The following is an 18,012-nucleotide window of genomic DNA, read 5'->3' as shown; positions in this document are numbered from 1 at the left end:
GCCACCGCCTCGACGGGTGACAACCGGCCTTCCTGCCCCCGGAGACACTGGAAACGATATTTGGTTCCACCCCCTTCCGAGGGCTTATCCCCGTTTTCCCCATGATGCCGTGACCGCACGGCTCGCGGCTGAATCAGTGGTGTGCGCCGTACGGTGTCCAGCGGAGGGTCATGTCGGGCAGTTTCTCCATGTTCCGTCGGCCGTCGTCGGTGTCGAAGACGGTGAAACCGTGGCGCTCGTAGAAGGCGCGGGCCTCGACGTTGCTCTGGAAGACGTGCAGGGAGAGGCCGTCCGGGCTGTGCCGTCTGACCTCGTCGAGCAGGAGCGTGCCGACGCCTTGGCGGCGGACGTCCGGTCTCAGGTAGAGATGTTCGAGCATGTCCCCCTCAAGGGCGGCGTAGCCGACGATCTCTCCGTCTCGCACCGCGACCCAGGTCCGGCACGACGTGAGCACGACCTCCTCGATCCATCGGGTGACCTGGGCGTGGTCGCGTCTCTGCGGCGGCAGGTACGGCATGGCCACCGCCCGGGAGGTCATGTGGATGTGCGCTATCGCCGCCGCGTCCGCCGTGTTCGCGGACCTGATCCTCGTCGTCGCCCCTGTGCCGGTCACGGCAGGAACCTACAGTCCCGGCCGGGACGCGAGCCAACGGATAAACCAGCACAGCCCAGCAAGCACAGGGATATGTCTGCCATACCTCCCTATGTCCAGAAAGGAAGACATAAGGATCTTCGCCACCGAGACACGCGGAAGCCTCCACACAGATACGATCATGAATATGAAGAAGGACATGGGCGCGGCCGGGGAAACGGGCGCCGCATCCGGAACCGCCTTCGATGGCTGAGCCGACCAGGAAGGAGCCCTCAGTAACGGGGAAGGAGCTACCACTCGTCGGAGACGCTCCCAGAGAGCGGGCCGACGCGGCGGAGAACCGGAGAAAGATTCTCTCCGCCGCCCGGCGCATCACGGCCTCCGGCGGTGTGGAGAGCTTGTCAATGGACGAAGTGGCTCAGGTCGCAGGTGTCGGAGTCGGCACGGTCTACCGGCGATTCGGGGATCGGGCCGGTCTGGCGTACGCGCTGATCGACGAGCGAGAACGCACCTTGCAGTCCGCGTTCCTGCACGGGCCGCCACCACTCGGGCCGGGGGCGCCGGCCTCCGAACGGATCATCGCCTTCATGGAGGCGTTGGTCGACCGCACCGAGGAACAGGCCGACCTGCTGCTCTTCGCAGAAGCCAGCGCGCCGGAGGCGCGGTACACCGGCGGCTCCTACGCCGCCTACCACCTGCATCTGACGACGCTGCTGCTGAACCTTCGTCCCGACACTGACGTCCACTACCTGGCGGACGCCCTGCTTGCCCCGCTGGCCGCTCCTCTTTACCTGCACCAGCGCAGGACACTGGGCATGGACGTCGAACGGGTGAAAGCCGGTCTGGACGAACTGGTGCGCACTCTCGGGCAACCGGACTTCGAGTTCGAAGATCGGCCCCAGCCGGAGCCATCACCCCCCATATAAGCGGAGAAATCTCCGCATGACAAGATCCGTAATCATTCCGTAGTCATGCCGAGAGGCCCCCGCACGGATGTTCCACGAGGGCCTCTCGGCATGCCGTACTAGTAAATGGGTCGCGAGGAGGAGCGCAGCCGCTCCAGGGCTTCGGCCAGGATCTGGGCGCCGTCCTTGTCGCTGCGACGCTCCTTCACGTAGGCCAGGTGCGTCTTGTAGGGCTCGTTGCGCGGCGGAGCGGGCGGGTTCGCCTCGTCCTGACCGGCGGGAAGGCCGCACCGGGGGCAGTCCCAGAACTCAGGAACGGCGGCGTCGCTGGCGAAGCTTGGGCGCGTCTCATGCATGTTCGCGCACCAGAACGGAACCCTTACCCGGGGAGCCGCCTCGCCACGCTCCGCCTCCCCCATCGGGCCCGCGCCGACACGACTGCCACGGATCGCGTTGCCACTACCCACGGATGAACTCCTCGCTCGATGGCCCCTGCGCTCGGTTGGATGCGGGGGGCTGAACCACTGTCACGCTTGCGTAGCCGGATCAGGGCCTGAGAATGAGGCCCAACGCGATGATGCACACGAACCAGACCACACCGGTGATGACGGTGAGCCGGTCGAGGTTGCGCTCCACCACGGAGGAGCCACCAAACGACGACGAGAAGCCGCCGCCGAACATGTCCGAGAGGCCGCCGCCCTTGCCCTTGTGGAGCAGAACAAGCAGCACCATCAGCATGCTCGACAAAATGAGGGCGATGGAGATTCCGATTGTCACCGTGACCTGTCCCTGTGTGCGACCCGCGTCCGGGTGTGTCCCTGGATGACGCCTGTGGCGTGACGATTCAAACTTGCTCTAAGAGGGTACGACCTGTTGTCAAGTCGTACCCTCCGAATGGCCCAGTCAGCCGGACATTTCGCTAAAGCGGCAGATTTTGGCGAACTCTCCGGGGTCGAGGCTCGCGCCGCCGACCAGGGCGCCGTCCACATCGGGCTGAGCCATGATGCCGGCGACGTTGTCAGACTTGACCGATCCTCCGTAAAGGATACGGACGGCGGCGGCCACCTCGCCGTCATACAGCTCGGCGAGTCGGGAACGCAGCGCCGCGCAGACCTCCTGCGCGTCGGCCGGGGTCGCCACCTCACCGGTACCGATCGCCCAGACCGGCTCGTAGGCCAGCACGATCGACCTGACCTGCTCCGCGGGGACCTTCCTGAGCGCCCCGTCGAGCTGCGAGACGCTGTGGGAGACCTGGTCACCCGCCCTGCGGACCTCCAGCCCCTCTCCCACGCACAGGATCGGCGTGAGCGAGTTGCGGTAGGCCGCCTGCACCTTGCCGTTGACCACGTCGTCGTCCTCGCGGTGGTACTGCCGCCGCTCGGAGTGCCCGATCACGACGAAGGTGCACCCGAGCTTGGCGAGCATCGCCCCGGAGACCTCCCCGGTGTAGGCGCCCGCGTCGTGCAGGGAGAGGTCCTGGGCGCCGTACAGGATGCGCAGCCTGTCGCCGTCGATCAGGGTCTGCACGCTGCGCAGGTCCGTGAACGGCGGCAGCACCGCCACGTCGACCTTGTCGAAGTCCTTGTCGTTGAGGGCGAAGGCCAGCTTCTGGGTGGTGGCGATGGCCTCAAGGTGGTTGAGGTTCATCTTCCAGTTGCCGGCCATGAGCGGCTTGCGCGTCGTGCTCATCAGTGGCTCACCGTCTCTCGTCCGCCTTCGTCTCGGTCATGTCCCGGACCCGCCGCCCCCGTGTGCCGGGGACGGCGGGCGGCACGGCGCTCGTCGCGTCGGTCCACCCCTACGCCTCCAGGGCGACGAGGCCGGGCAGGGTCTTGCCCTCAAGATATTCGAGGCTGGCGCCGCCACCGGTCGAGATGTGCGAGAAACCGTCCTCCGGCAGGCCCAGCTGTCGTACGGCGGCGGCGGAGTCACCACCCCCGACGACCGTGAAGGCCTCCGAACGGATCAACGCCTCAGCCACGGCTCGGGTTCCCCCGGAGAACGCCTCGAACTCGAAGACACCCATCGGGCCGTTCCAGAACACCGTCCGGGCGTCGGCGAGCTTCGTCGCGAACAGCTCACGGCTGCGCGGGCCGATGTCCAGCCCCTGCCGGTCGGCCGGGATCGCGGTGGCGTCCACGACCTCGTGGTCGGCGTCCTCGGCGAAGTGCGTGGCGGCCAGCACGTCGACGGGCAGGACGATCTCCACGCCGCGCTTGATCGCCTCGTTGAGGAAGTCGCGCACCTGGTCGAGCTGGTCACGCTGCAGCAGCGACTGACCGACCTCGTGGCCCTGGGCGGCCAGGAACGTGTAGGCCATGCCGCCGCCGATGATCAGCCGGTCGACCTTGGTGAGCAGGTTGCCGATGACGCCGAGCTTGTCGGAGACCTTGGCCCCGCCCAGCACCACGGCGTACGGCCTGGCGGGCTCCTCGGTCAGCCTCTTGAGCACCTCGACCTCGGCCAGGACGAGCCTGCCCGCCGCGTGCGGCAGCAGCAGCGGCACGTCGTAGACGCTGGCGTGCTTGCGGTGGACGGCGCCGAAGCCGTCGCCGACGTAGAGCTCGGCCAGGGCGGCCAGCCTCTCGGCGAAGGCGGCGCGCACCGCGTCGTCCTTGGACTCCTCGCCCGGCTCGAAGCGCAGGTTCTCCAGCAGCGCCACCTGGCCGTCCTCAAGACCCGCGACGACGGCCTGGGCCGACGGCCCGACCACGTCGGAGGCGAAGGCGACCTCGGCGCCGAGCAGCTCGCCCAGGCGCCTGGCGACGGGCGCCAGGGAGTACTTCGGATTGGGCTCGCCCTTGGGACGCCCCAGGTGGGCGCAGGCGATCACACGCGCGCCCTTGCCCGCCAGCTCCTGGATCGTCGGGACCGAGGCCCGGATGCGGCCGTCGTCGGTGATGACGTCCCCGTCCAGGGGGACGTTGAGGTCGACGCGCACCAGGACGCGCCGACCCTTCACGTCGAACTCGGAGAGGTCCTTCATCAGAGGTCGGCGCCGACCAGCTCGATGAGGTCCACGAGACGGTTGGAGTAACCCCACTCGTTGTCGTACCAGCCGACGACCTTGACCTGGTTGCCGATCACCTTGGTCAGGCCCGCGTCGAAGATGCAGGAGGACGGGTCGGTGACGATGTCGGCGGAGACGATCGGGTCCTCGGTGTAGGTCAGGTAGCCCTTGAGCGCGCCCTCGGCGGCGGCCTTGAGCGCGGCGTTGACCTCCTCGACGGTGGTCTCGCGGCTGACGTCGACGGTCAGGTCGGTGGCCGAGCCGGTGGGGATCGGCACGCGCAGCGCGAAGCCGTCGAGCTTGCCCTTCAGCTCGGGCAGCACCAGGCCGATGGCCTTGGCCGCGCCGGTCGAGGTCGGCACGATGTTCAGCGCGGCGGCGCGGGCACGGCGCAGGTCGCTGTGCGGGCCGTCCTGCAGGTTCTGGTCCTGCGTGTAGGCGTGGATCGTGGTCATCAGACCCTTCTCGATACCGAAGGTGTCGTTGATGACCTTGGCCATGGGGGCCAGGCAGTTGGTGGTGCAGGAGGCGTTGGAGATGACGGTGTGACTGGCCGGGTCGTACTTGTCGTGGTTGACGCCCATCACGACGGTGACGTCCTCGTTCTTGGCCGGGGCCGAGATGATGACCTTCTTCGCGCCGTTCTCGGCGTGCACCCTGGCCTTGTTGGCGTCGGTGAAGAAACCGGTGGACTCGACCACGACGTCCACACCCAGGTCGCCCCAGGGCAGCTTGGCGGGGTCGCGCTCGGCGAAGGCCTTGATCGTCTTGCCGTCCACGATGATCTCGTCGGCGGTGCTCTTCACCTCGTACGGCAGACGGCCGAGGATGCTGTCGTACTTGAGCAGGTGGGCGAGCGTGGCGTTGTCGGTCAGGTCGTTGACCGCGACGATCTCGATGTCCTTGCCGCTGGCAGCGGCCGCACGCCAGAAGTTGCGGCCGATACGGCCGAATCCGTTGACGCCTACGCGGATGCTCACGGTTCCGGTCTCCTCGTACGTCATGCGCCGGCCGAGAAGACCGGCGACTTGGGCGGGCTGATACCTCAAGCACGAACACTATCGGACCCAAATTGGTTTAGACCACTTGCGGGGGCAGGTCTCTTCTCCTTCACCCCATGCGTAGGTATCGCACTATTCAAGTGATGTGCCCGGCTTGTCACGATAAATCCGTACAACGTTGCTGTGACCAGCAAAGACATCTCAAAACGATGGCCGGGCACGCGAACGGGCGGTCCCGGAACCGGGACCGCCCGCGAGACGAGGAGACCGGACTACGGCGCCAGCATGTCCACCGTGAGATTCGCCTCGGTGTTGGGGATGCCGATGTCCTGGGCGCGCTTGTCGGCCATGGCCAGCAGACGGCGGATGCGCCCGGCGATGGCGTCCTTGGTCAACGGCGGGTCGGCGAGCTGACCCAGCTCCTCCAGGGAGGCCTGCTTGTGCTCGACCCGCAGACGGCCCGCGATCACCAGATGCTCCGGTGCCTCCTCCCCGAGGATCTCCAGTGCCCGCTGCACCCGGGCCCCCGCCGCGACCGCGGCACGGGCCGAGCGCCGCAGGTTGGCGTCGTCGAAGTTGGCCAGCCGGTTGGCCGTGGCCCGCACCTCGCGGCGCATCCGCCGTTCCTCCCAGGCCAGCACGCTGTCATGGGCACCGAGCCGGGTCAGCAACGCGCTGATCGCGTCACCGTCACGGACCACCACGCGGTCGACGCCCCGCACCTCGCGCGCCTTGGCGTGGATCTTCAGCCGCCGTGCGGAGCCGACCAGCGCCAGCGCCGCCTCCGGGCCGGGACAGGTCACCTCCAGCGACATGGAACGGCCCGGTTCGGTGAGCGAGCCGTGCGCCAGGAAGGCGCCCCGCCAGGCGGCCTCCGCGTCGCAGGTCGCCCCCGCGACCACCTGACGCGGCAGGCCTCGGACCGGACGGCCGTGGTTGTCGATCAGCCCCGTCTGGCGGGCGAGGGCCTCGCCGTCGCGGTAGACCCTGACCACGTAGCGTGACCCCTTGCGCAACCCGGCGGGTGCCAGGACGAGCACCTCCGCCTTGTGCCCGAACACCTCTCCGATGTCCTTGATGAGCCTCCTCGCGGTGACGTTGGTGTCCAGCTCCGCCTCGATCACGATCCGCCCGCCCACCAGGTGCAGCCCGCTGGCGAACCGCAGCAGCGTCGACACCTCGGCCTTACGACAGCAAGGCTTCAGGACCGGCAAGCGGCTCAGCTCGTCTTTCACCACACCTGTCATCGCCATGCGCGTTCGTCCTCCCCCATACAGACCTCATGCGGCCGAGAAACCAGGCTCACAGAAGTTTCTCGCACTCCTGAGCGGCGCTGACCAGGATCAACGCTTCTCACGGAAAATCTCGTCCAGGACGGAGGCAAGACGTTGCGCATCGTGCCGCGCGGAGCCGTCCTCGTCGGCGACCGGGGCCATGACGAGCCGCCCGCCCAGCTCGGCGGCGGCCTTCTCCAGCTCCTCACCGTCCTCGGCGACACCGGTGTCGGCGAGAACCACGTCGATCGTCAGGGAGGGGGCGTGCTGACGCAGCACCTCCAGGTGCTTCTGCGGTGAGAACCCGTCGGTCTCACCCGGCTGCGGGGCCAGGTTGAGCGCGACCAGCCTGCGCGCCCGGGTGCGCAGCAGGGCGTCGGCCAGCTCGGGCACCTTGAGGTGAGGCAGCACGCTGGTGAACCACGACCCCGGCCCGAAGACCACCCAGTCGGCTTCGAGCACCGCCTGGACCGCCTCGGGGCAGGCCGGCGGGTCGGTGGGCAGCAGTGAGATCGCGCGGACCCTGCCCGGGGTGAGCGCACAGGCCACCTGGCCGTACACGGTGCTCACCCGGCCGTCCAGCTCGACCTCGGCGGCGATGTCGAGCGGTACCGAGGCCATCGGCAGGACCCGCCCGTGCGCGCCGAGCAGCCGCCCCACCCAGTCGAGCCCGGCGACCGTGTCACCGAGACGCTCCCACAGGGCGACGATCAGCAGGTTCCCGACCGCGTGCCCGTGCAGGTCGCCCTCACTGCGGAAGCGGTGCTGGACGACCTCGCTCCAGGTGCGGCCCCACTCGTCGTCGCCGCACAGCGCGGCCAGGGCCATCCTGAGGTCTCCGGGGGGCAGCACGCCGAGTTCACGGCGAAGCCGTCCGCTCGACCCGCCGTCGTCGGCCACGGTGACGACGGCCGTCAGTTCGGAGGTGACCCTGCGCAGCGCCGACAGAGACGCGTACAGTCCGTGTCCGCCGCCCAGCGCGACGACCTTGAGATCCTCGCTCACTCGCGGCCCACATCCCGGTGGCTCACCTGCACCTCCATTCCTCCCCGATCTCGCAATCGGCCGCCGATCTGCTCGGCCATCGCGACGCTGCGGTGTTTGCCGCCGGTACAGCCGACGGCGAGCGTGGCGTAGCTCTTGCCCTCACGGGTGTAACCGGCGGCGATGATGCCGAACACCTCCTCGTAGGCGTCGAGAAGCTCCTTGGCGCCCGCCTGGTTGAGGACGTAGTCGCGCACGGAGGCGTCCAGACCGTTCATCGGGCGCAGTTCGGGGACCCAGTGGGGGTTGGGCAGGAAGCGGCAGTCGACGACCAGGTCGGCGTCCACGGGCAGGCCGTACTTGTAGCCGAAGGAGACCACGTTGACCCGCAGCCCGGGGCGGTCCTCCCCGCCGAAGAAGGCGACGATCTTGCCGCGAAGCTCGTGGACGTTGAGGTTGGAGGTGTCGATGACCAGGTCGGCGTTGGCGCGGACCTCGCGCAGGATGCCGCGCTCCCTGGCGATGCCGTCGACCAGCCTGCCCTCCGCCTGCAGCGGGTGCGGGCGGCGGACGTTCTCGAACCTGCGGACCAGCTCCTCGTCGCTGGCCTCAAGGAACACCACCCGCACCGCGACGCCGCGCCCGTCGAGTTCCTCGATCGCGGCGTTGAGGTCGGTGGTGAAGGCCAGGCTGCGCACGTCGACCACGGCGGCCACCTTGTCCGCGGCCAGCTTGACCCGCCCGGCCTCCTCCGCCATGGCGAACAGCAGGCCGGGGGGCAGGTTGTCGATGACGAACCAGCCCAGGTCCTCGAGCGCCTTGGCCGCGGTGCTGCGTCCGGCGCCCGACATGCCGGTGACGATGACGAACGCGGTCTCTCTGTCGTTCATGGGTGCTCCCCCTTCAACGCCGACACAATCGTCTCGGCCGTGGCGGGGCCGATCCCGGGAACCTCGCGGATCTGCTCGGCGGTGGCCTCACTCAGCCGCTTCACGGATCCGAAGTGTTTGATCAGCGCCTGTCTGCGGGCTGGGCCGAGGCCGGGAACCTCGTCCAGGGCGCTTTCCCTCACGCTCTTCGACCGCTTCGACCGATGGTAGGTGATGGCGAAGCGGTGGGCCTCGTCGCGTACGCGCTGCAGGAGGTAGAGGGCCTCACTCGACCGGGGGAGGATCGCCGGCAGGTCCTCTCCGGGCAGCCAGACCTCCTCCAGCCGCTTGGCCAGGCCACAGACCGCCACGTCGTCGACGCCCAGCTCGTCCAGCGCCCGCTGGGCGGCGGCCGCCTGGGCGGGGCCGCCGTCGACGACGACGAGGTTGGGGGGATAGGCGAACTTGCGCGGCCTGCCGGTCTCCGGGTCGAGAGCCGCCCCGGTGCCGTTCCCACCGGCGTCCGCCGCCGTACCCGTCTCGACGTCGAGCTCCCCGGTCTCGGAACGTTCCTCCAGGTAGCGTCTGAACCTGCGCGAGATCACCTCGTATATCGAGGCGACGTCACCCTCGGTGGAGTTGACGGCGAACCTGCGGTACTCGCTCTTGCGAGCCAGGCCGTCCTCGAAGACCACCATGGAGGCGACCACGTTGGTGCCCTGGGTGTGCGAGACGTCGTAGCACTCGATCCGCAGCGGCGCCTGGTCGAGCCCGAGCGCGTCGGCGACCTCCTGCAGCGCCCTGCTGCGGGTGTTAAGGTCGCTGGCCCTCTTGAGCTTGTGCTGCTTGAGGGCCTCCTTGGCGTTGCGCTCGACGGTCTCCATGAGCGTCTTCTTGTCGCCGCGTTGCGGGACGCGGATCTCCACCCTGGCCCCGCGGTGCTCGCCGAGCAGTTCGGCGACCGCCTCGGCGTCGGGGGGCATGGCGGGTACCAGGACCTCGCGGGGCAGCGCCTCGGGGGCGGCCTCGCCGTACATCTGGAGCAGGAACTGCTCGACGAGCTCGCCGGGCTCCGCGTCCTCGACCTTGTCCACCACCCACCCGCGCTGGCCCCTGATCCGCCCCGAGCGCACGTAGAAGACCTGGACCGCGGCCTCGAGATTGTCCTCCACCAGGGCGATCACGTCACAGTCGGTGTTGTCGGCCAGCACCACCGCCTGCTTCTCCATCGCCTGCCGCAGCGCCTGGATGTCGTCGCGCAGCCTGGCCGCGCGTTCGTACTCCTGCTCGGCGGCGGCCTGACGCATCTCACGCTCAAGGCGTTTGGTGAAGCGGCCCGTGTTGCCCGCCATGAAGTCGCAGAAGTCGTCGGCCAGCGCCCGGTGCTCCTCTGCGGTGACCCTGCCGACGCAGGGAGCCGAGCACTTCCCGATGTAGCCCAGCAGGCAGGGGCGGTCGATCTGGGCGGCGCGCCGGAACACCCCGGCCGAGCAGCTCCTGATCGGGAAGACCCTCAGCAGGAGGTCCACCGTCTCCCTGATGGCCCAGGCGTGGGAGTAGGGGCCGAAGTAGCGGATGCCCTTGCGCTTGGCTCCGCGCAGCACCTGGACTCTGGGGAACTCCTCCCCCACGGTGACCGCGAGATAGGGGTAGGACTTGTCGTCGCGGTATTTGACGTTGAACCGGGGGTCGTACTCCTTGATCCAGGAGTATTCGAGCTGGAGCGCCTCGACCTCGGTGCCGACGACCGTCCAGTCGACGCCGACGGCCGTCGTGAGCATGGTCTGGGTGCGCGGATGCAGTCCGGCGAAGTCCGCGAAGTACGAGTTGAGTCGCTGGCGCAGGCTCTTGGCCTTGCCCACGTAGATGACCCTGCCACCGGCGTCCCTGAACCGGTAGACGCCGGGGGACTCGGGAATCGTGCCAGGCTCGGGCCGGAAACTCACCGGACCGCCCATAGATCTCGCCACGCCCGAAAGCCTATCGGCCCTCACCGACAGGACCCCTGCCCGGCGAGCCCGCTCATCCGGTACGGCGGAGGCACGCGGCGCCGCCCCCTCCTGCTCGGCGCCGCGCGAACCGCCGCTCAGCCCAGGACTATGGAGCCGCCCTCGACCTTGATCTCCTTCTTCTCCAGGGGCCTGCTCGCCGGGCCGTCGGTGACCGAGCCGTCGGCGATGGCGAACTTGCTGCCGTGGCAGGGGCACACGATGACACCGTCGGAAACGCTCCCCACGTCACACCCCTGGTGGGTGCACACGGAGGTGAAGGCCTTGAACTCCCCCGCCTTCGGCTGGGTGACCACGATCTTCTTGTCCTTGAAGACCGTGCCACCCCCCACCGGGATGTCGGCGGTCTGCGCGAGGGCCTCCTTCTTCCCGGCAACCGGCGAACCCGAGGGCGTCGAAGCCGGGGCCTCCGCGACCGGCTCGCCGCCGCCTGCACCGCCCCCCTCGCTGCCGCACGCGGTCAGCAGCGCCGCGACCCCGATGCCTCCCGCGCCCAGCATCACCGAGCGACGCGTCGTCTCCGTCATGGTCGTCCCTTTCGTCTTCCTGTTCCTGCGGGTACGGCCGGCACACCAGCGCATCGCCGCTGGTTCAGCATGCCGTACCCGCCGTCAGGAGACTGTGAAGAATTACGCATGCGGAAGATTTAATCTTCTCCCATAACGGTCACCGGGGCTCAGACCATGACGATGCCATCGCCGTCGACCCTCAGGGTGTACTCCACCAGCGGGGCCTCAGCCGGGCCCTTGAGGCATTTGCCGGAGTCGGCCGCGAACTCGCTGCCGTGACAGGGGCAGTGGATGACGCCGTCCGCGACCCGGCCGACCGAACAGCCCCGGTGCGGGCAGCTCGCGTTGAACGCCTTGAACACCCCCGCCTGCGGCTGGGTGATCACGATCTTCCACTTGCTGACGACCTTGCCGCCCCCCACGGGGACGTCCGCGGTCTTGACGATGACCTTCCCCTTGATGCCCGGGGGCACGATGGCCGGGCCCGGCTCGGCGGCGGCGCACCCGGTGAGCGCCACCCCGCACACCGCCACGGCGGTGGCGCCGATCACATGCCTGCGTGTGGGCGCGGCGAAGTCGTCGTTACCGCTCACTGGGACCTCCCCCGACGTCGCCCGGCCGGGAGGCGGGCATCCTCGTCAAGGATATTGGCGAGGAGTGCCGCCCTCCGGATCGACCCTTGGGTCCCGTTTTGTAGATCTTCATACCTTCTGCGACCGCCCGGGCGGGCACCCGCGGAACAGGCCTAGGAACCCAGGATCTTGCGCAGGAAACGCCCCGTGTGACTGTCCTCGACCAGGGCGACGTCCTCGGGCGTACCGGTGGCCAGCACGGTGCCGCCCTTCGAACCGCCCTCCGGTCCCATGTCGATGATCCAGTCGGCGGTCTTGATCACGTCGAGGTTGTGCTCGATGACGATGACGGTGTTGCCTCCGTCGACGAGCTTGCCCAGCACGCCGAGCAGTCGCCGGATGTCCTCGAAGTGCAGGCCGGTGGTCGGCTCGTCCAGCACGTAGATGGTCCGGCCCGTCGAACGGCGCTGCAGTTCGGAGGCGAGTTTGACGCGCTGGGCCTCGCCTCCCGACAGGGTGGTCGCGGGCTGGCCGAGACGGACATAGCCCAGACCGACGTCGTTGAGCGTCTTGAGGTAACGCTTGATCGCCGGGATCGCGTCGAAGAACTCCAGGGCCTCCTCGATCGGCATGTCGAGCACCTCGGAGATGGTCTTGCCCTTGTAGTGGACCTCCAGGGTCTCCCTGTTGTATCTCGCGCCGTGACAGACCTCACACGGCACGTAGACGTCCGGCAGGAAGTTCATCTCGATCTTGATGGTCCCGTCGCCGGAACAGGCCTCACAGCGACCGCCCTTGACGTTGAAGCTGAAGCGGCCCTTGGCGTATCCGCGGACCTTGGCCTCCGTGGTCTGCGCGAACAGGTCGCGTACCTTGTCGAAGACCCCGGTGTAGGTCGCCGGGTTCGAGCGCGGGGTGCGGCCGATCGGCGACTGGTCCACGTGCACGACCTTGTCGACCAGGTCCATGCCGTTGATCCGCGCGTGACGCCCGGGGACGGTGCGGGCGCCGTTCAGCTCCTTGGCCAGGGAATTGTAGAGGATGTCGTTGACGAGCGTGGACTTGCCCGACCCGGAGACGCCGGTGACCGCGGTGAACACGCCCAGGGGGAACTCGACGTCGACACCCTTGAGGTTGTGCTCACGGGCCCCCTTGACGGTGATCTGCCGCTTCCTGTCCCGCTTACGACGGGCGGCGGGGACGGCGATGGTCCTGCGGCCCGACAGGTAGGCGCCGGTCAGCGAGTCCTCGGCGGACAGCAGGTCGGCCACGGTGCCGGAGACGACGACCTGGCCGCCGTGCTCGCCCGCGCCGGGGCCGATGTCGACCACCCAGTCCGCGGCGGCGATGGTGTCCTCGTCGTGCTCGACCACGATGAGCGTGTTGCCCATGTCACGCAGCCTGATCAGGGTCTCCAGCAGCCGCTGGTTGTCACGCTGGTGCAGGCCGATGGACGGCTCGTCGAGCACGTAGAGGACGCCGACCAGGCCGGAGCCGATCTGGGTGGCCAGGCGGATGCGCTGCGCCTCGCCACCGGCGAGGGTGCCCGCGGCGCGATCCATGGTCAGATAGTCCAGGCCCACGTCGAGCAGGAAGCCCATCCGGGCGTTGATCTCCTTGACCACCCGCTCGGCGATCTGCATGTCCCGGTCCGACAGCGTGAGCCCGGCCAGGAAGCGGGCGCAGTCGCCGATCGACATCGCCGAGACGTCGGCGATCGAACGCCCCTCGACGGTGACGGCCAGCGAGACGGGCTTGAGCCTGGCCCCCTGGCATGCGGGACAGGGGATCTCCCGCATGTAGCCCTCGTACTTCTCCCGCATGCCGTCGCTCTCCGACTCGGCATGACGGCGCTGCACCCAGGGGATGACCCCCTCGAAGGTGGTGTAGTAGGAGCGCTGACGGCCGTAGCGGTTGCTGTAGCGGACGTGGACCTGCTCGTCGTGGCCGTACAGCAACGCCTTCTGGGCCTTCTTCGGCAGCCGCTCCCACGGGGTGCCCAGTGTGAACCCGGTGGCCAGGCCCAGCGCCTCGATGAGACGGACGAAGTAGTCGCTGGTGTGCCCGCCCGCCCAAGGGGAGAGCGCGCCGTCCTCCAGTGTCTTCTCCGGGTCGGGCACGACGAGCTCGGGGTCGACCTCCATGCGCACCCCGAGGCCCGTGCACTCGGGACAGGCGCCGAAGGGCGAGTTGAAGGAGAACGAGCGAGGCTCCAGCTCCTCGAACGACACGTCGTCGTAGGGGCAGTAGAGGTGCTCGGAGTAGAAGCGCTCGCGGTTCGGGTCCTTCTCGGGAAGGTCGACGAACTCCAGTGTGATCGTGCCGCCGGACAGCTGCAGGGCGGTCTCGACCGACCCGGTCAGGCGGCTGCGCGAGCTCTCCTTGACCGTGAGGCGGTCGACGATCACCTCGATGTCGTGCTTCTCCTGCTTCTTCAGCGTGGGCGGCTCATCGAGGCGGACCACGGTGCCGTCGACACGTGCCCTGGCGAAGCCCTTGGCCTGGAGCTGGCCGAACAGCTCGGCGTACTCCCCCTTGCGGCCGCGGATGACCGGCGCGAGCACCTGGAAGCGGGTGCCCTCCTGCAGTTCCATCACCCGGTCGACGATCTGCTCGGGGCTCTGCCTGGCGATCGGGCGGGCGCACTGCGGACAGTGCGGCTTGCCGATGCGGGCCCACAGGAGCCTCAGGTAGTCGTAGACCTCGGTGATCGTGCCGACGGTCGAACGGGGGTTGCGGCTCGTCGACTTCTGGTCGATCGAGACCGCGGGCGAGAGCCCCTCGATGAAGTCGACGTCCGGCTTGTCCATCTGCCCGAGGAACTGCCTGGCGTATGCGGACAGTGACTCCACGTAGCGGCGCTGGCCCTCGGCGAAGATGGTGTCGAAGGCCAGGCTCGACTTGCCCGAGCCGGACAGCCCGGTGAAGACGATCAGAGAGTCCCGCGGCAGGTCCAGCGAGACGTCCTTGAGGTTGTGTTCACGTGCGCCACGCACGATGAGGCGGTCAGCCACTGCGATCCCGACGTCGATGTAGAGGGTTGAGAAGCGGTCGCGGGAAGACTAGCCACGGGGTCCGACAAAAATCCGCAAGCGGCGATGCGCCTGGTGGTCCTTCCCCGCCCTCACCAGGTTACGGCCTTCCCGGGGGCCCTTCGGGCCGCTTCCGATGTCAACCGCCGGGACACGCCCTTTATGCCCTGGCCCAATCACCCGCCGCGGTGGTGGAGTGGAGGGATGGATGTCACAGACGTTCTCCAAGCCGAGCTCTCCTCCTCGAACGACCGCCTGCTGGCCGGTGTCGCCGAACTGTCGGACGCCGACGTGGCAGACGGCTCACGGCTGCCCGGCTGGAGCAGGGGGCACGTCCTGACGCACCTCGCCCGCAACGCCGACAGCCTCGTCAACCTGCTGACATGGGCCAGGACGGGCGTGGAGACCCCTCAGTATCCCGATCCGGGCAGGCGCGACCTTGACATCGAGGCGGGCGCGGGACGGCCCGCGCGGGAACAGTTCGCCGACCTCGAGGCCAGTACGGCGCGTTTCGCCGAGGCGGCCGCCGCCCTGTCCGGCGCGAACTGGTCGGCACTGATCGGCACGGCCCCCGTCCTCCACCCCGCCTGGTACGTGCTGGCGCGCCGGGCACGCGAGGTCGAGGTGCACCACGCCGACCTCGGCACCGGGTACGGCCCCGCCGACTGGCCGGAGGCGTTCGCCCGCAGAGAACTGCACGACGCGATGCTGTGCTGGCCCCGGGAGCTCTCAGTGGTGAGCGAGATCGTGGTCGAGGAGTTCAGGGACGGGGAGAATCACCACCAGGTCTGGCGGGACCTCGGCACGGGGCCGGCGCTCCAGGGTGACGTCTGGAGCCTGCTCGGGTGGCTGACCGGCCGGGCGTCGGGTGCGGGGCTTAAGGTGATGCCGGAGGGAACGGCGGGCAACCTGCCCGCGGAGGCGCAGGCAGTGCCCGCACCGCCCGGATGGCCCGCCCGCTCCGCTCCTACCGGCCTTCCCTCGAACCCGCCAGAGGAGTATCCATGACGTACACCGGCGATGTACGGGTCGGCGGTCCAGCCGACGTGCGCGAGCTGCCCGACCTGACGATCTCGAAGCTGGCGGTAGGCCCCTACGACAACAACGCCTACCTGCTGCGGTGCAACGAGACCGGTGACGGCGTGCTCATCGACGCCGCCGCCGAGGCCGACCGGCTGCTGGCGCTCATCGGGGACCGCCCGATCAGCAAGATCGTCACGACCCACCGGCACGGTGACCACTGGCAGGCCCTGGAGCAGGTCGCCTCCGCGACGGGCGCGACCGTCGTGGCGCACCCGCTCGACGCGCCCGCGCTACCGGTTCCCGTCGGCCTGAAGGTCGAGCACGGAGACGGGGTCACCGTCGGCGTGGTCACTCTGGAGGTGATCCACCTGCGCGGGCACACGCCTGGCTCGATCGCCCTGTACCGCCCGGGCCACGTGTTCACCGGTGACTCGCTCTTCCCCGGCGGTGTCGGCAACACCGAGAAGGACCCCGAGCGGTTCGACCGGCTCTTCACCGACGTCTCCGAGCGGATCTTCGATCGGCTGCCCGACGAGACCTGGGTCTACCCGGGCCACGGCAAGGACACCACGCTGGGCGCCGAACGCCCGTCCCTGCCGGAGTGGCGCGCACGGGGCTGGTGAGCCTCCCCGGAACGCGTTCGCCCGGGGACCTCGGATGGTCCCCGGGCGAACGGAACGTCCCTCAGGCGGTCGCCGTCACAGGGAGGAGAGTTCGGACTCCCTGCGTTGCTCCCTGCGCTTCTCCCGCTTGAACATGAGCACGCGCAGCGGGATGGCCGAGACCATCGCTATCTGCATGATCGCGCCGACCTTGATGAGCGTGTCACCGCCCGCCAGGCCCGCGGCCCAGATGGTCAGGCAGGCCACGTTGATCATCATCCAGGCCAGGACCGCGGCCGCCAGGTTGCCCTTGGGCTTGGGGTACTCGATCCGGCTGACCATGAGGTAGGCGATCCCGAAGATCGGCAGCACCGTCCAGATCGACGGTGCGAACAGCATCACGACCGAGACCACGGTCATGGCGCCCATCGGGATGGGCAGCCCCATGAAGTCACCGCTCTTGGTCTTCACGCAGGCGAATCTGGCCAGCCGGATGACCCCTGCCAGCAGCACGGACCCCGCGGCGGTCATCACCAGCGGGAAGGGCACCTGGGGGGTGAATCCGGCCCAGATGACCACCATGAACGCCGGGGCGAACCCGAAGCTGATCACATCGGCCAGGTTGTCCAGTTCGGCGCCCATCGCCGAGGCGCGGAACTTGCGCGCGACCAGACCGTCGAACAGGTCACAGGTCGCGCCGATCAGCAACAGCACCACGGCGGTGCCGAAGAATCGGGGGTCTGCGGCGAAGGGCTTGTGCTCCTGCAGCGCGCGGATCGCCGACCAGGCGAGCACGCAGACCGACAGGAAGCCGCACAGCGCGTTACCGAGGGACAGCGAGTCGGCCGCGGAGAGCCGGAAGGCCTTGCCGACCGGCCCCCTCGGCTCCTCGTCCGTCTCGTCAAGAGGCCAGCTCGCGTCAGCCGTGGTCAAGGCCGGTCACCCCCGCGACAGTCCGTTGGCCGACCGAGACCGCGGGCTCGATCCCCTCGGGCAGGTAGACGTCCACCCGTGAGCCGAGCCGGATGAGGCCGATGCGCTCCGCTCTGGCCACCTTGGCTCCCACGGTCAGGTAGGGGATGATGCGCCGCGCGACGGCACCGGCGATCTGGACCAGTTCCACGTCGCCGACCTCGGTCGCGAAGTGCCAGACCACCCGCTCGTTCTTGTCGCTGTCCTTGTTGAACGCGGGAACGAACCCTCCGGTGACGTGCTCGATCGAGGTCACCGTACCGGCCAGCGGGGCACGGTTGACGTGCACGTCGAGCGGGCTCATGAAGATCGCCACGCGTGTGCGGCCGTCCGGCCACGGGTCGATGCTCTGCACCACGCCGTCCGCGGGCGACAGGATCCGCGCCGTACCCGGCGTGCGCTCGGGGTCCCGGAAGAACCAGAGCATGCCACCGGTGAGTACGGCCAGCGGAGCCGCCGCCAGCGCCCAGCGCCGGTCACGGCGGCTGAGCAGCGAGGTCGCTGCAGTGGCGGCCACGGTTGGGAGCAACCACGGGGAGACGCCACGCGCCAGCCGTACACGGCCCGGCTTATGGCTTGCTGAATCGTGGGACACAGGAAACCTTTTGATGTCTTGCGGCATTAGACCGGTATTGTCTGCCTGCTCTCCGGCAGGATG

At 68.7% G+C, this 18,012-nt stretch carries 18 protein-coding genes; 3 read left to right on the top strand and 15 right to left on the bottom strand.

The window, feature by feature from the left end; genetic code table 11:
* Nucleotides 1-133: 133 nt before the first annotated feature.
* On the bottom strand, nucleotides 134-613 hold the full coding sequence (locus tag ACFYY8_RS35895) for a GNAT family N-acetyltransferase (protein WP_390048880.1): 480 nt from the start codon (nucleotides 611-613) through the stop codon (nucleotides 134-136).
* Between the two features lie 224 nt (nucleotides 614-837).
* On the opposite strand from ACFYY8_RS35895, the gene ACFYY8_RS35890 reads away from it, so the two are divergent.
* Nucleotides 838-1,518, top strand: a complete 681-nt coding sequence (locus tag ACFYY8_RS35890; protein WP_390048878.1) for a TetR/AcrR family transcriptional regulator — start codon at nucleotides 838-840, stop codon at nucleotides 1,516-1,518.
* Between the two features lie 98 nt (nucleotides 1,519-1,616).
* On the opposite strand, the gene ACFYY8_RS35885 is transcribed toward ACFYY8_RS35890, so the two are convergent.
* From ACFYY8_RS35885 to uvrA, 12 genes are all read right to left on the bottom strand, one after another.
* A complete protein-coding gene (locus ACFYY8_RS35885; protein ID WP_012892502.1) occupies nucleotides 1,617-1,964 on the bottom strand; it encodes an RNA polymerase-binding protein RbpA in 348 nt (115 codons plus the stop codon).
* Between the two features lie 79 nt (nucleotides 1,965-2,043).
* Complete coding sequence (gene secG, locus ACFYY8_RS35880; protein WP_352013199.1) at nucleotides 2,044-2,274, bottom strand: preprotein translocase subunit SecG; 231 nt, start codon at nucleotides 2,272-2,274, stop codon at nucleotides 2,044-2,046.
* Nucleotides 2,275-2,400: 126 nt separating this feature from the next.
* The gene (gene tpiA, locus ACFYY8_RS35875) at nucleotides 2,401-3,186 is read right to left on the bottom strand and encodes a triose-phosphate isomerase (RefSeq protein WP_390048873.1); all 786 of its coding nucleotides are present in this window, start codon (nucleotides 3,184-3,186) and stop codon (nucleotides 2,401-2,403) included.
* 109 nt (nucleotides 3,187-3,295) lie between these two features.
* Nucleotides 3,296-4,483, bottom strand: a complete 1,188-nt coding sequence (locus ACFYY8_RS35870; RefSeq protein ID WP_390048871.1) for a phosphoglycerate kinase — start codon at nucleotides 4,481-4,483, stop codon at nucleotides 3,296-3,298.
* Nucleotides 4,483-5,487, bottom strand: a complete 1,005-nt coding sequence (gene gap, locus ACFYY8_RS35865) for a type I glyceraldehyde-3-phosphate dehydrogenase (protein ID WP_352013202.1) — start codon at nucleotides 5,485-5,487, stop codon at nucleotides 4,483-4,485. The genes ACFYY8_RS35870 and gap overlap by 1 nt, the downstream gene beginning before the upstream one ends.
* A gap of 293 nt (nucleotides 5,488-5,780) precedes the next feature.
* Complete coding sequence (gene whiA, locus ACFYY8_RS35860; RefSeq protein ID WP_012892507.1) at nucleotides 5,781-6,761, bottom strand: DNA-binding protein WhiA; 981 nt, start codon at nucleotides 6,759-6,761, stop codon at nucleotides 5,781-5,783.
* A gap of 90 nt (nucleotides 6,762-6,851) precedes the next feature.
* Nucleotides 6,852-7,787 (bottom strand): uridine diphosphate-N-acetylglucosamine-binding protein YvcK, encoded by a 936-nt coding sequence (gene yvcK / locus ACFYY8_RS35855; RefSeq protein ID WP_390048868.1) that lies wholly within the window; start codon nucleotides 7,785-7,787, stop codon nucleotides 6,852-6,854.
* Nucleotides 7,784-8,656: an RNase adapter RapZ gene (gene rapZ, locus ACFYY8_RS35850; RefSeq protein WP_390048867.1), complete on the bottom strand. Its 873-nt coding sequence runs from the start codon at nucleotides 8,654-8,656 to the stop codon at nucleotides 7,784-7,786. Before rapZ ends, yvcK begins: the two co-directional genes overlap by 4 nt.
* On the bottom strand, nucleotides 8,653-10,593 hold the full coding sequence (gene uvrC / locus ACFYY8_RS35845) for an excinuclease ABC subunit UvrC (RefSeq protein ID WP_390049071.1): 1,941 nt from the start codon (nucleotides 10,591-10,593) through the stop codon (nucleotides 8,653-8,655). Before uvrC ends, rapZ begins: the two co-directional genes overlap by 4 nt.
* 128 nt (nucleotides 10,594-10,721) lie before the next feature.
* Entirely contained in the window at nucleotides 10,722-11,171 is a 450-nt protein-coding gene (locus tag ACFYY8_RS35840; protein ID WP_390048865.1) for a Rieske (2Fe-2S) protein, read from the bottom strand.
* A 149-nt stretch (nucleotides 11,172-11,320) separates the two neighbouring features.
* Entirely contained in the window at nucleotides 11,321-11,746 is a 426-nt protein-coding gene (locus ACFYY8_RS35835; protein ID WP_390048863.1) for a Rieske (2Fe-2S) protein, read from the bottom strand.
* Between the two features lie 152 nt (nucleotides 11,747-11,898).
* Nucleotides 11,899-14,739, bottom strand: a complete 2,841-nt coding sequence (uvrA, locus tag ACFYY8_RS35830) for an excinuclease ABC subunit UvrA (protein ID WP_390048861.1) — start codon at nucleotides 14,737-14,739, stop codon at nucleotides 11,899-11,901.
* A gap of 222 nt (nucleotides 14,740-14,961) precedes the next feature.
* On the opposite strand from uvrA, the gene ACFYY8_RS35825 reads away from it, so the two are divergent.
* On the top strand, nucleotides 14,962-15,765 hold the full coding sequence (locus ACFYY8_RS35825) for a maleylpyruvate isomerase family mycothiol-dependent enzyme (RefSeq protein ID WP_390048859.1): 804 nt from the start codon (nucleotides 14,962-14,964) through the stop codon (nucleotides 15,763-15,765).
* Nucleotides 15,762-16,403, top strand: coding sequence for an MBL fold metallo-hydrolase (locus tag ACFYY8_RS35820; RefSeq protein ID WP_390048857.1), 642 nt, complete (start codon nucleotides 15,762-15,764; stop codon nucleotides 16,401-16,403). The genes ACFYY8_RS35825 and ACFYY8_RS35820 overlap by 4 nt, the downstream gene beginning before the upstream one ends.
* A 75-nt stretch (nucleotides 16,404-16,478) precedes the next feature.
* Here ACFYY8_RS35820 and pssA read toward each other — a convergent pair whose 3' ends face one another.
* Nucleotides 16,479-17,315 carry a CDP-diacylglycerol--serine O-phosphatidyltransferase gene (gene pssA / locus ACFYY8_RS35815; RefSeq protein WP_352013210.1) on the bottom strand — a complete coding sequence of 279 codons (837 nt, stop codon included), beginning with the start codon at nucleotides 17,313-17,315 and terminating at the stop codon, nucleotides 16,479-16,481.
* Nucleotides 17,302-17,976, bottom strand: coding sequence for a phosphatidylserine decarboxylase (locus tag ACFYY8_RS35810; protein ID WP_352013211.1), 675 nt, complete (start codon nucleotides 17,974-17,976; stop codon nucleotides 17,302-17,304). Before ACFYY8_RS35810 ends, pssA begins: the two co-directional genes overlap by 14 nt.
* Nucleotides 17,977-18,012 lie beyond the last annotated feature (36 nt).

The sequence above is a fragment of the Streptosporangium sp. NPDC001559 genome, assembly GCF_042893955.1.
In the GTDB taxonomy this organism is placed as follows: Bacteria; Actinomycetota; Actinomycetes; order Streptosporangiales; family Streptosporangiaceae; genus Streptosporangium.
The sequence above is the reverse complement of the archived record's forward strand: the minus strand, read 5'-3'. Positions and strand labels throughout refer to the sequence as shown.